Raw genomic sequence first — 14,156 nt, 5'->3', positions numbered from 1 at the left:
GGGCGGTTTTAGTTTACGGCAATTTCATCAATGTAAAGCGGCAGCTTAGGGATTTGTGGGTCATCAGATTGCTTACTATTTATCGCAATGACTTTTAAGTAACGCACTTTCACTTTAGTAAATGACAAGGCAGAGACAGGCCCTTGCGGGTTAGTGTCTTCGGCTAAGCTCTGCCAAGTGTGTTGATCATTTGAGCCCAGAACCTGAATTTTTACGGGTGGATGAAGCTGGCGATGGCGTCCACTGTTGTAACCCAGTTTAACTTGGGTCACCAACGTGGGCTCTGCCAAGTCGATTATCGCCTCTAAATCAGTGTCGTAAAAAATCGCATAATCGTCACTGCTGTAAAATTGGTCATAGGCAAACTGGCCATCTTGTAATTTGGCGGCAGAGCTTTCAGCCGCCGGGTGACTGAGAGTGATTTTTTTAGTTAGCGCTAAGTGCGGGCTAAGAGTGAGGCGCGCATCGCCAACTAATTGACCAATTGCCGCTGCATAGCTTTTAGCGCGCAGTTGTGTCTCTTTTGTTATCAATATTGGCTTGTTATAGCGTATTGATGCGAGAGTCGGCTCTGTGCCATCTAAGGTGTAATAAATGGGTATATCGGCAATCTCTGTGGTGACTGCTGCATGTAAACCAGTATCATCAATGGTGCTGCTTATAGTCGGTTTATAGGCGCTATTCGCAGTGTTGATATGCATTTGCTGATAACGCTTAAATAATTTTGGCAAGCGGTTTTGGCTATAGTCAGACCAGGACTTATTGTCTTTACTAGACCAGAGGGTTTCGGCCAGTGCACTCAAACGAGGAAACAGCATATACTCGGCGTGACGAGGGGTTTTAATGTACTCAGTCCATAAAGCGCCTTGTGCGCCAATAATGTAAGCTTGTTGCTCAGCGTTTAAATCATTCGGTTGAGGGTCATACTGATAGACATCTTGCAACCCTGTTAAGCCATGAATCGCTTTAGGTTCGTCGAGATTGCGTGATTGATAGGCATCAAAATAAATATATTGATACGGACTCATGATCACTTGATGGCCCATTTTTGCAGCTTGAATACCCCCTTCAGTGCCACGCCATGACATGATCAAGGCATCATCTGCAACACCGCCCTCAAGAATTTCATCCCAGCCGATTACTTTTTTATCAAGCGCTTGCACTATTTTCGCGACCCGTTTAATAAAGTAGCTTTGTACTTGCTCGGGGGTTTTAAGGTTATGCTGCTGCATTAACTTTTTCACCTCAGCACTTGCCAGCCACTGCTTTTTAATCACTTCATCGCCGCCGATATGAATATATTGGCTCGGGAATAGCTCAGCTACCTCTTGATAAACCACCGCGAGAAACTCAAAAACATCCTCTCGTGGGCATAGCACATCTTCAAAAATACCAAATTGGGCTTGTACATTAACGGGTTGTTGGTGACATGAAAGTTCAGGGTAAGCGGCAAGAATAGCGGTGCTATGGCCTGGAATATCAATCTCTGGAATGACTTCAATATAACGTGCTTTGGCATATTCAAGCACTTCTTTAACTTGGGCTTTAGTATAAAAACCAGCTACTGCTTGGTTATCAAACAGCGGTTTATAATCATAAGTATGGCCTACTACAGTATGCGGGCGAGTGGCGCCGATAGTGGTAAGTTTTGGATAGGCATCTATTGCAATGCGCCAGCCTTGATCGTCGGTTAAATGCCACTGAAAAACATTAAGTTTATGCATAGCTAGCCAGTCAATGTAACGTTTAATAAAGGCCACATCAAAGAAGTGACGGCTCACATCTAAATGCATGCCGCGATAACTAAAGCGTGGTTCATCGTCAATTTTAACTTGTGGAATAAGCCAGCTTTGGCGATTGATTGGCATTCGTGATTCTATTGCTGCGGGCAATAGCTGGCGTAGCGACTGCATCGCCCAAAATAGCCCTTGTGCAGTACTTGCTTTGACTTCAATAAATTCTTTTTCGACAATCAATTGGTAGCCTTCAGCGCTAACTGGTTGCTCAACAAGCTTAAAGAACACGCTATTTTTAACGGTGTTATTCGCTTGCGTTACGGGTAATTGGTAGCCTGTTGGTGGGCGCAGAAAATCAGCAAACTGCTGCGCGACCGCTTTGGCTTCATTGTGGTTATAATGAATTTCAGTATCGTAAGACAAAGCAAAATGGCCTTGGCTATAGTGGCTGCTGGTTGGTTTTGGGGTTATTTTTGCAATAGCAAAGTAGGGAGTAATAAGTAATAGCAGTGAGAGTAGGCTGCTTTGTAGGTATATACCAAAATAGCGTTGAGGCATTGTAACTTCCTGAGAAAAGCCCGCAATTGCGGGCTTGGTTAAACTAATCAGCACTGGGCATAGCGCAAATTAGCAAGGGGACTTTAAAAATTAAGGGTTAAAGATGCGCTGATAGTGCGCCCTAAAATGGGTCTGGCGTAGTAATAGTCATAGCCTGCTTGAACATCGTTAATTGCTCGCGGATTCCCCTCGGTTAAGCCAAGTTCATCGCTGAGGTTGGTGGCTTTAACATGTAAGGCAACGCTGTCATTGAAGCGATAATTGATACCCATGTCAACGGTGGTGTAAGCGGGTAGTTCAAATTTGTTTTCGCCATCAGAGTAGCGCTCACCTAAATGATGCACAGTTAAATACACATCACCATCGTCAAAATAGTAAGTGGGAGTAAGGCGTAATTGCACTTTTGGCGTGCGTTTAACTTGCTTGCCGTTCCAGTGTGAGAACACACCGGTAAAACCTTCCATTTTCGGGTCTTGTACCACACCGGTTAATTCAAGTTGTAATGAATCAAGTGCTTGCCAAACGGTCTCAAATTCGACCCCGTCGGTGATAGTGTCAATGGTTTGGTTGGCGACTTCACCATTACTGCCAGTAAAATTACGCTCTACTAAGTCGTTAAATTTAGTTCGAAACAAGGTGACCGACGCGCCTAAGGTATCGCCAGAATAACGGGCGCCGAGTTCGCTAAAAGTTAGGTTTACACTGTCATTAAAATCGGCATCAATTCCGGCATGAATGTTTTGTCCGTAACTCATTAAACGCGGCATTTCGAATGCGTCTGCGTAGCGGCCAAACATGGAAACATCGTCCCCAAAGGTGTAATTAAAGCCCACTGTCCAGGCGGTTTCTGTTTCATCACGTTTTTTTGATAAGTATTTTGTTGAGGTGGTATCAACGTAGTTATTCGCTAGGTTGTTATCTACATCATTGCCATTGGCATCAAACGCGCCATCAACAGGTTTTGCAAACTCAGTGCCAGATGCTGTGCTATCAAGCTCTAGCCATTCAACGCGAATACCGCCATCCAGTCGTAAGTTGTCAGTTGCTTGATATTGCTCATTAATAAATAGTGAATTTGAGGTGCTAGTACCAAATGCTGTCGCTTGCCCCCAGCCCGGTGCATAGCCGGTTGAACCGTTGTCGGTGAGCTGACCAACCACTTGTTGGTTATCATCTACGGCAACAATATCGAGTAAGCGCGCGTTATCTTTAACTTCGGTTAAAAATTGCGATTCCCATTTATCAACAGGTAATGAATCAGCATCGACATAAGCAAATAACCAACCCATAGTGAAAGTATGTTTATCGCCTTCGTAGGTAAAATTAAGCTTATTAACGAATTGCTCGGCATCGTAGCGAGAATACAGCGGATAGCTGGTAGTGACTAAGCCATTACCATTTAAATTACTTACATCATTGAGCATTTCGCCGCTATCTACATAACGATACTGCGCCGCTACAGCGCCATCATCAGCAAACTGGTCAAGCATTGCCAGTACATCTTGTTGGCCAAGCCGGTCATTGGCATTAACTAAAGTTGAGTTGTCAAAGTTAAGCAAAATATACATGTCGTTTTCAAACTTTGAGTAACGCCCCGCGGTATTAAGTAACCAGCGATCATTTAGTTCCCAATCAAGGTTGTAGCCTAAGGTACTAAATTTAGTGTGTTGGCCGTCTTTAAGGTCGCGCGTTTGGTAACTGCCATCTTCTTGTAAATAGTTAAGTAAGCGCTGACCATTACCAATTAACGTACCATGTTGCGGATCAACCCCCGGAATGCCTTTTGGATTGTTTTGATCTTGCAATGGAATTGGCACAAAGAAGGTGGTGTGATCGTTTAAGTGCTTAGCAGATAAAGTGAGTTGCCCTTTATCAAACTCGCGTACTAAATTGAGCCTAAGCTGACCACCGTGATCGGCAGTAAATTCGGTGTCTCTTACTCCGTCTGAACGGCGGTAAAAACCACCTACCGACATTTTCCAATTATCACTAATTGGTGTGCCGTAAAAAAATTCGCTGCGGTACATACCATAATCGGCAGTTGTGAGCTTTATAGTGGCTTCTTCAACGTCATCAGGTTTGCGGGTAATAAAGTTAACCAGTGCCGCAGGGCCGTTAGTGGTCAGTAAACCTGATGTGCCACCGCGTACGGCTTCCATATGTTCGATAGTAATATCTTGGCGTTGATAAAAATCTACCCACACGCCATCGTACACCACAGGTAAGCCGTCTTCTTCAACGCCAATATAACGAAACCCTTCGCCGCCTCTAAGGCCGCGCGGCGCTACATTGTTATTGGTTTCACCACCTGAGTCTTCAACCCAAAAACCCGGCACGGCTTCAAGTAAATCAGCAGTACCAAGCGGGGCTTCTCGAGCTAGTTGCTCTGCATCTAAGGTGGTGATTGAGACTGATGATTCTAATTTTGTTTGTCCGCGGCCACCACTGCCTGTAACGACTATGCGCTCAAGATCGAGTAGTTTTTTCTGTTTAGCATTTTGTTCAGCTCTCTGTTGAGAGTTTTGCTCAGCACTTTGTTCTACTGCAACGGTATTAATACTGAATAATGCACTGCTTACTGCCAACGCAATGAGGTGTTTATTATAAGTTCTGTTGTTGTTCATCGTATTCCCTTCGTTGTTGTTATGGATTATTGGCTTTGTAAATCTATAAACGAACGAAGGGTGATATTTGGGAATAGTTTTTTATAAAAACTCTTTACGGTAAGATTGAATGTTTAAAAAATTTAATTAAATCAATATTAAAATCTGCAGGTTTTACCGCCGCTTCTAAACTATCTTGCGTGCGATTATGCGCTAAATCAATATCAGCTACCTCAGTGTAACGGGCGTGTTTTGCGTTATAAAAGGTTTTTACAACGGGTTTGAGTGGGCTGCTAGGGTTACTTTTACTCACTAAGCCGACCTTTTGACTGGAGAGCTTAACTAACGTTCCTACCGGATGGATACCAATGCATTGAATAAACTTAGTTAATAACTCGCCATCAAAACTATCGGGACATCCGTCTTTGAGTATTTTAAAGGCTTTTATTGGTTCCATACCTGCTTTATAAACACGTTCTGCAGTAAGTGCGTCATACACATCAACAATGGAAGCCATACGAACATATTGGCTAATCTCACTTGCTTGTTTGCCAAATGGATAACCTGTGCCGTCTAATCGCTCATGATGATAGCCTGCGATATCGACGGCAATACCTTTGAGACCTGATTGTTCTAAAATTTGTTTACTAAACAGTGCATGATCTTGAATGATTTTATATTCATCTTCGGTGAGCTTGCCTGGCTTATTAAGAATGTTGTCAGGGATTTGAATTTTACCAATATCATGTAATAGCGCGCCGGTGGCAAGTTCTTCGATCAACGCTTTGTCAAAGCCTAAGTGTTTGGCAAAAATACTGATCAGAATAGATACATTAATTGAGTGCTCAAGCAAATAGGTGTCTTTTTCGCGCATTCGGGTTATGCAGGCTAGGGCGTCTTGATTGCGAAATACAGAATCAATAAAGCCACTGGCAAGCTCTTTAAATGGTGCAATATCTATACTGTTACCTGATTTTATCTCGGTAAATGCCTTACTCTGTAATTGCTTAGCTTCGGTGTAGAGTTTTAAAGCTTTATCCATTTCTTGCTCAACACTGTGTGTTGTTTGCCATGGATCACGTGGTTTTATTGGTTCAACTTTTACATCATCAGTGGTAACCGGTGCACTTTGCGAAATGATGGTTTTATCAGGATCAATTTCTATTTCTAGAATACCGGCTTTGATTAGTTGCTGCACGCCAATTGGTGTTTTGACCCAACCTTGCTTTTTAATTTTTATTTTACCCGTTTGTTTCGTTACGCTGTGTACAAACATACCAGGCACAAGTTGATTGATTGGGATTATTTTCAATGTATCTACTTCAATAAAAAATTACAGAGTTATAAAACTAGCAAATTTTTTGATAGATAAGTAGCAAAAAGGGCGCTAAATAGCGCCCTTTTGTTGTTTAAGACTCTTTATTCGTCGTCTTCAACGAGTGTCATTAGTGATGTGTTACCACCAGATGCGGTGGTATCGATACTAATGGTCTTTTCTGTTACTAGACGCTTAATTAAGGTGTCGTAGTACTCAGAACTGATCACTGGCAAGATAGCGCCTTTACGTTGTGCTAGCTGTTGGCTGAAGTAGCCTAAGCGAGAAGAACGAGCGGCAACCACGGCTCCTGCTAAATGAGGGTGCGCCAAAATAGCTTGTAACTGATTTGGTTTAGCTACTTGGAATACACCTTCAGCAATACCCGTTGAGATAAATTTATCTTTAAACGCGACAGCTTCGTCATAGAACAACTCTGATGCTACAGTGATCACGGTATTACCCGCAGCAAGTGCGGTGATGATCGAAATAGCCCAGAAGTTAAACGAGGTGCTCTTATCGGCGTAACATACCACACAACCACGCGCTTCAAGGTGTAGAGTGTTTGATTCACCCGTAGGCCCCGGCAGCGTAGTAAATTTACGCATGTGTTTTTCAAGACGGTTAAGCTGTGCGCGTGCATCAGCAAGCGTTAACGCTAAATCGTCAGCTAGCTCATCAATGATATCTACCGTTGCTACTTTAGCAAGCAACTGACGTACTGCAGACACACGGTCATTCAGTGGTGTTGCACGCCAGATCTTTTCGTCGCGCATTGAGTTAGTCATTAACTTTTCAACTTGCTCGGCAGCACCTGAATAGTGGTGAGTGTCGAGTTCGTCTGGGGTTAAGTTAGTCATTTGCACGTTTTCTGGCGATGCTTTTTCTTTAACTAAACGAGTTAAATAGTTAGGGCCACCGGCTTTAGGACCTGTGCCTGATAGGCCACGGCCACCAAATGGTTGCACACCAACGATTGCACCAATCATATTGCGGTTAACGTAGACGTTACCAGCACGAGACATTTTCGCTAGGTATTCACAACGCTCTTCGATGCGAGAGTGGATACCCATAGTTAAACCAAAGCCAGTATTGTTAACTTGGTCAATTACGCTATCAAGTTCTGAGCCTTTAAAACGAATAATGTGTACGCATGGGCCAAATACTTCGCGCTTAAGCACTGACAAGTCTTTGATTTCATATAAGCGTGGCGCAAAGAAGTACGCACCATTTTCACTGTTATCAGGAATTTTACACTCATAATGCAGCGTTGCGTTGCCTTTTAAGTACTCAACGTGTTCGTTTAAGTTCTTCTGGGCTTTTTCATCGATCACCGGACCAATATCAGTAGATAGTAATGATGGATCGCCAACGTGTAACTCTTTTAGCGCGCCTTTGATCATATCAATTACGCCATCAGCAATGTCTTCTTGTAAAAATAATACGCGAAGCGCAGAACAACGTTGACCGGCACTTTGGAAACCGGAACTAATTACGTCGTCAACAACTTGCTCAGGGAGCGCAGTTGAATCGACGATCATACAGTTTTGACCACCGGTTTCGGCGATCAATGGTACTTGGATATCGTTACGAGCAGCTAAAGTTTGTGAAATTAATGTGCCCGTTTCTGTTGAACCGGTGAACATCACAGCTTGAATACGCTCATCAGGAACGATGGTTTTACCCACTTCACTACCACGAGCGATAACAGGCTGTACCACATGTTCAGGCAAACCTACTGATAACATTAGCTCAATAGTGCGAAGTGCAATATAGCTGGTTTGCTCGGCAGGTTTAGCGATAACCGTATTACCGGTGACGATTGCAGCAGCCACTTGACCTAAGAAGATAGCTAGTGGGAAGTTCCACGGGCTGATACATAAGATCACACCACGGGCTTCAAAGCGCTCATCTTCACTTAGTTCTTCGGCACGAGCTGCGTAGTAACGACAAAAATCAACGGCTTCACGTACTTCGTCAATACCGTCTTGGGCTACTTTACCAGCTTCTTTGATACAGATTGCGACAAGCTCATCGTGATGACGCTCTAAAATGTCAGCGATGCGGCGAAGTAAGTTAGCACGTTCTTTCACTGGCGTTTGTGACCAAGACTCAAAAGCTGCTTCAGCATTTGCTAATAGCGCTAGCATGTCGTCACTGTTTTGTAATTTAACATGGCCGATGATTTCTTTATGGTTTGCAGGGTTTTTTACTGCAATTGAACCTTCAGGAACATCGTTTTCGCTAATGCGATGCTCAGCAAACCAGTTATCAAGGTTTTCCTTAAACGGCGTAATAGCATTGATATCAGTTAAGTCCATACCTTTTGAATTAGCACGTTCTGCGCCGTATAGATCAATAGGCATCTTGATTTGGGTATTGTACTTATTACGTAAGCCTTGCAGTGTTTCTACCGGATCAGGTAATAATGATTCTACCGGCTTAGTGGTATCAACAATCGCATTTACAAACGATGAGTTTGCACCGTTCTCAAGTAAACGACGCACTAAGTATGCCAATAAGTCTTCGTGTTGACCCACTGGGGCATATACACGACACTGAATTTTTTCTTCAGTGACGATTTGGTCGAATAATGATTCACCCATACCGTGTAGACGTTGGAATTCAAACCCTTGATTGTCACCTTTTGCGACTTCTAAAATAGTGGCCGCAGTGTAAGCATTGTGCGTGGCAAATTGTGGGTATAGTACATCGCGCGCTTCAAGTAATTTGATTGCACACGCTTTGTAAGATACATCCGTTGTGGCTTTACGGGTAAATACTGGGTAGTGATCTAAGCCATCTTGTTGTGTGGTTTTGATTTCTGTATCCCAGTACGCACCTTTTACTAGGCGCACCATGAGTTTGCGATCAACACGGCTAGCAAGGTTAGTTAACCACTCAATAACGAAAATAGCACGTTTTTGATAGGCTTGAACGGCTAAACCAAAGCCATTCCAACCTGCTAGGTCATCATCGCTAAATACCGCTTCAATTACATCAAGTGAGATATCTAAACGGTCAGCTTCTTCGGCATCAACGGTAAAGCCGATGTCATAGCTTTTTGCAACTAATGCCAGCTCTTTTAGCTTAGGCACAATTTCAGCCATGACGCGTTCACGATGAGTGAATTCGTAACGCGGGTGAATAGCAGAGAGTTTAACTGAAATACCAGGGCTTTTAATTGGACCACGGCCATTAGCTGCTTTGCCAATTGCATGAATCGCATTCATATAGCTATTGAAGTAACGCTCGGCATCTTTCATGGTGCGAGCGCCTTCGCCTAGCATATCGTATGAATATACATAACCTTTTTGCTCTTTTTCAGCAGCGCGTTCAATCGCTTCGTCAATGGTGCGACCCATTACAAACTGTTTACCCATGATCTTCATAGCAAAGTTTACTGACTTACGAATTACCGGCTCACCTAAACGACCAATGGTCTTTTTCAAGACACCAAATTGCTGCTCTTTGGTTTTGTCTGTGTAGCTAACCATTTTACCGGTTACTAATAAGCCCCAAGAAGAAGCGTTTACAAATAAAGAGTCACTGCTACCTAAGTGAGAGCTCCAATCGCCTTTAGCAAGCTTATCGCGAATGAGGGTATCTTGAGTGGCTTTATCTGGCACACGTAGCAGGGCTTCAGCCAAACACATTAGTACCACACCTTCTTCACTAGAGAGTGAAAACTCATTGAGTAGTGCATCAACACCGCTTTGACCATCTTGATCACGACGAATGTTATGAACTATTTGACGCGCACGTTCCCATGCACGGCTACGGGCTTTAACGCCTACTTCGGCCAGTGGTAAAATATGATCAATTACGGCATTCTCATCAATGCGGTAAAAGTCACGGATTTTTTGTCGAATTGGACACGTTGTTGTCAAATCGCCGTTGAATAACATAAGTAACCTCTGATGTGTGGAGTCTTGTAGCTAAACTAAAGTAGCTACTCGATTATCATGTCTGTAATGCGTGCATTCTAATTAAAATCCAGCAGAATATGCTGGTTAAATTTGGCGTTTTACGATAATTTACAGGGCATACCTTAAACTTATCCGCATAAAATTCTGTTATGACAAGTTCCAATAGATTACGCCTGCTAGATCGCATTGATTTAGCAATTTTAGACGTTCTGCAAAAAAACGGCAGAATTTCTAATGTTAACCTCGCAAAGCAGGTTAATTTAAGCCCCAGCCCTTGTCTTGACCGAGTAAAACGACTTGAGCAAGAAGGCTATATTGAAGGCTACTTTGCTAAGCTTAGCGAAGCCAAGCTTAATCAGAGCTTAGTCGCGCACGTACAAGTGTCACTAGTGACTTCAAATACTGCTGTGTTTAAAGTATTCCGTGAACATATTTTAAGAATTAAACAAGTGGTTGAATGTGACATGGTCGCAGGTGGTTATGATTATTTATTAAAAATTCGTGTTTGCGACATGGACGAATATCGCCAAGTGTTAGGGGACTTAGTTGATATACCAGGAGTTGGTACACACCATACTTATATGGTGATAGAAAAGATAAAACAAGATACAGGCTTGAGGCTGGATACTTAAATTTAAACTCACAGCTACCAATGCGTAGGCGCGGGTTTACCCCGCGCATGATTAATTCACCACCGAGAAGACCGAGAAGAAATAAGAGATAGTGATGCTTTTAGTTGAGTTCCTCTGTGCAGCGCGCCTTCAGTGGTAAAATAGCTATTGTCGCCATAAATGACGACCTACAGGGGCGTGATTTACCCCGCGCACAAAAAAAGCACCAAAAGGTGCTTTTTGTGTATCACATATCGTGATTATTTATTACGCCCAGCCGTCGTAGCGTTTACGACGTGATAATACGATGGTCAAAATAATACCTAAGAACAAACCAATAAATGCAATCGCGCCACCATAAGTTAATAGTTGACGTTTTTCTTTAGCGCCTGCTTGTTGTTTTTGTGTACGCTCTGCGTCTAAGGTATTTTTTAATTTAGTAATTTGTTCCGACAACGCGGTATTTTGATCAGTTAATGTCTGGTTTTGCTCTTGTAGTTGCGGTAATTCAATTTGTGCTTGGCGCAGTTGCTCTTGCATAGATGTCATCTCAGCACTTAGAGTACGATACTGTTGATGAATACCTGCAGATTTAGTTACAAATTTAGCCTCAACCCAACCTTCACGTTCTTTGTCATCAAGCACTTTGATAAAGCCATTTTCTTCAGCTGATAATTGCGTCAACTTAGTGCCAGCATCAACAGAGCCAATAATACGGTAATTTTTACTCGCACCTGAATGCATAAATGTATATAGGTTATCGACTATATATGCGGTGTTTGCATCGCTAGCTGAATTAGTTTCTTCAGCGTGGCTTAAAAATGTGGCCGCTGCAAATAGCAAAGTTAATAAAGAATGTTTTAACATCAATCTACCCTGTTAATGTAACCGTCTGTGGGACAGCAATCGTATTATTCATAGTTAAGTCTTGAGATAGTATGGATTTAACGCGCCAATAGCAAGGTTGATATTGTAATCACTGCTACTGTTTATAGATTCAAATCAGCTAAAAAATTTGCAATGTCGGGCAGCTTTGTTTATTTTGAGCTCTCATTTATTTTAAAGGTAATCCTCAAGCCTAATGGATACTGAGATAGAACTGAAGTTTTTGGTGTCAGACGCCGTAATTCCACTGATCCCCGCATTAATAACTCAATTTGCAAAAACCGTTACCAACAAGCCTTCTCGTAGTTTGCAAAATGCGTACTTTGACACGCCAAGTCGTGAATTAAGAGCGCTTGATATTGGTTTTCGAACCCGTTGTGCGGATAACCAATGCGAGCAGACAATTAAGCTTGCAGGAGACGTTGTAGGGGGGTTACATCAACGACCTGAATATAACTTACCACTTGAGAGTAACCGTCCAAATATTGCAGCCTTTGATGCTAGTATCTGGCCTCATGGTATGCAAGTGAGCGCGATTGCTGCGAATCTTTATCCTATTTTTAGTACAAACTTTATCCGTCGTACTTGGCTGATTGAAACAGAAAATGGTGCCAAAATTGAAGTTGTACAAGATAAAGGTGAAGTCTCAGCATCAGGTTTGATGGAACCTATCTGTGAACTAGAAATAGAACTTATAGAAGGCAGCCGCGATGAATTGTTTTCTTTAGCGGATAAACTGGTTAGCCAAAGTAATATTCGATTAGGTCTATACTCTAAGGCGGCTCGTGGCTATCGCTTAGCAGACAATAAACCGCTCAAGCCAAGTAAATCAATAGGCTTTGTTTCATTGCCTAAAAATGCGACGCAGGAGCAAGCGCTCATAGCTGCCATTGACTTTGGTATTCGTTTTGTACAAAAGCACGAGCAATGCTACTTTGACAAACCTAGTTTAAAAACCCTCAAACGTGTAACTGATGGCATTAGTTTGATTCGCCATACATTTTGGTTGTTTGATGACATTGTTGATAAAAGCACCACGGAGGCATTACGTACAGAGCTTAAGTGGTTACTCAGTGAGTTAGCCTGGGTTGAAAATGCGATTCAACTTAAAACTTACACTTCTAAGCGCCATGCTTACTATAAGAAAATAAATAGTGCGCCAGAGTTAACTCAAGTTATCAATGACTTAAAAGAACTACAACCGAGCATTGATGATATTAATAGTTTGTTCCATAGTGCTCGTTATAACCGTTTACTACTGTCTTTAACTACTTGGCTGGTGGACAAGCAATGGCGTAAAAGTTGGGGGCAAGTGCAATTTCAAGCTGCCGAGCAACCGGTTGCAGAGATCGCCAATCGTCTCTTTGAAAAAGACTGGCAAGACCTTCACCAATTGCTGCCAGAGCAAAAAACATTAACATCAAAAGATTATTTGGATTTACGTACCCGTCTTGAAAATAGCTTACTCAGTGGTAACTGTTTAGGGGCGTTATTTGAAAAAGATGAACGTAGTGAGTTTCGCATCCCGTGGTTAGATATTTCACACGGTATGTATGAGCTGAGTACACTAGAGTACCTAAAACAGCTATGCGCTGGGCAGGATGATGAAGAGCTTGCAAAAATCCAAAGCTGGCTAGAAAAAAAATCAGAGTTCTTGGTTAATGCAATGGAGCAAAGTCGTTTAGCGTCATATAAAATACCGCCTTATTGGCAATAAGGATTGTTCAGCGCATAAGGGAGTATGTATGCGACAGCAAATGCTATTATTAGTGCTGCTTTTTAGCGTCCAGCTTGGGGCACAGCCTGCCCAGTGGCAGCTTTGGAAGCAGTATGATGGGGCGAGCGTGCACTATAAAAAACATGCAAATGGTATTTTTGAAGTGCAGGCTGAGATTACTATCGAAGGGGTCACAGCGAGTGATTTTATGGCGTTGCTAAGCGATACCGAAAGTGCTCCCTTATGGATTGAAAATGTAGCTAATGTACAAGTATTAAAGCGTTTAAGTCCCTCAGAAAACATCGTTTATACCCAATTTGATTCACCATGGCCGGTTACAGATCGCGATATGGTGAGCTACTCATGCTACCGACGTGTTAGTGACACACAAACTGAGTTAACGATTGCTGCTTTTCCAGATTTCCTTGATAAGCGCGAGGAAGTGATCCGCATCACTGACCTTAAGGCAAGTTGGTTATTAACTGAAGTTCGTAATCAAGGGCTGACGCAATTGACTATTCGTCATGTTGTATACGCGGACCCAGGCGGGGCGCTTCCTCATTGGCTCAGTAATAAAATTGGGCTCAAAAGTGCATTACACACTTTACTTGCGTTAAAGCAACGTTTACTTGATAAAACTTTCCAACCAAATGAGCAAATAACACAGCTTGGCGACTGTACTCATCAGCAGTAATAGAAATAACCCAACAACACGTAAAAATAGGAATCGGGTTGATTTGTTAACGTTATGTAATTTAAGTGTTTTGTTTGAACTTTTTTACAAAATATTACAAAGTCAGCA

8 protein-coding genes are annotated in these 14,156 nt (G+C 42.5%); 3 read left to right on the top strand and 5 right to left on the bottom strand.

Features of this window, described 5'->3' with window-relative positions; all coding sequences use genetic code 11:
• Window positions 1-8: 8 nt before the first annotated feature.
• The 4 genes from PHAL_RS0110170 to putA all read right to left on the bottom strand — a co-directional run bounded on the left by PHAL_RS0110170 (window position 9) and on the right by putA (window position 10,120).
• On the bottom strand, window positions 9-2,294 hold the full coding sequence (locus tag PHAL_RS0110170; RefSeq protein WP_016708297.1) for a beta-N-acetylhexosaminidase: 2,286 nt from the start codon (window positions 2,292-2,294) through the stop codon (window positions 9-11).
• Window positions 2,295-2,377: 83 nt separating this feature from the next.
• On the bottom strand, window positions 2,378-4,918 hold the full coding sequence (locus PHAL_RS0110165) for a TonB-dependent receptor (protein ID WP_016708296.1): 2,541 nt from the start codon (window positions 4,916-4,918) through the stop codon (window positions 2,378-2,380).
• 94 nt (window positions 4,919-5,012) lie between these two features.
• The gene (locus PHAL_RS0110160; protein ID WP_016708295.1) at window positions 5,013-6,209 is read right to left on the bottom strand and encodes an HD-GYP domain-containing protein; all 1,197 of its coding nucleotides are present in this window, start codon (window positions 6,207-6,209) and stop codon (window positions 5,013-5,015) included.
• Window positions 6,210-6,316: 107 nt separating this feature from the next.
• Window positions 6,317-10,120 carry a bifunctional proline dehydrogenase/L-glutamate gamma-semialdehyde dehydrogenase PutA gene (gene putA, locus PHAL_RS0110155; RefSeq protein WP_016708294.1) on the bottom strand — a complete coding sequence of 1,268 codons (3,804 nt, stop codon included), beginning with the start codon at window positions 10,118-10,120 and terminating at the stop codon, window positions 6,317-6,319.
• Between the two features lie 170 nt (window positions 10,121-10,290).
• Between putA and PHAL_RS0110150 the strand changes: the two genes are divergently transcribed.
• Entirely contained in the window at window positions 10,291-10,773 is a 483-nt protein-coding gene (locus PHAL_RS0110150; protein WP_016708293.1) for a winged helix-turn-helix transcriptional regulator, read from the top strand.
• A 246-nt stretch (window positions 10,774-11,019) separates the two neighbouring features.
• On the opposite strand, the gene PHAL_RS0110145 is transcribed toward PHAL_RS0110150, so the two are convergent.
• Window positions 11,020-11,619 carry a TIGR04211 family SH3 domain-containing protein gene (locus PHAL_RS0110145; protein ID WP_016708292.1) on the bottom strand — a complete coding sequence of 200 codons (600 nt, stop codon included), beginning with the start codon at window positions 11,617-11,619 and terminating at the stop codon, window positions 11,020-11,022.
• A gap of 214 nt (window positions 11,620-11,833) precedes the next feature.
• On the opposite strand from PHAL_RS0110145, the gene PHAL_RS0110140 reads away from it, so the two are divergent.
• The gene (locus PHAL_RS0110140; RefSeq protein ID WP_016708291.1) at window positions 11,834-13,354 is read left to right on the top strand and encodes a CYTH and CHAD domain-containing protein; all 1,521 of its coding nucleotides are present in this window, start codon (window positions 11,834-11,836) and stop codon (window positions 13,352-13,354) included.
• Between the two features lie 28 nt (window positions 13,355-13,382).
• A complete protein-coding gene (locus PHAL_RS0110135) occupies window positions 13,383-14,048 on the top strand; it encodes an START domain-containing protein (RefSeq protein WP_016708290.1) in 666 nt (221 codons plus the stop codon).
• Window positions 14,049-14,156 lie beyond the last annotated feature (108 nt).

The organism is Pseudoalteromonas haloplanktis ATCC 14393 (assembly GCF_000238355.1).
Lineage (GTDB): Bacteria > Pseudomonadota > Gammaproteobacteria > Enterobacterales > Alteromonadaceae > Pseudoalteromonas > Pseudoalteromonas haloplanktis.
This window is presented reverse-complemented; position numbering and strand designations above follow the sequence as displayed.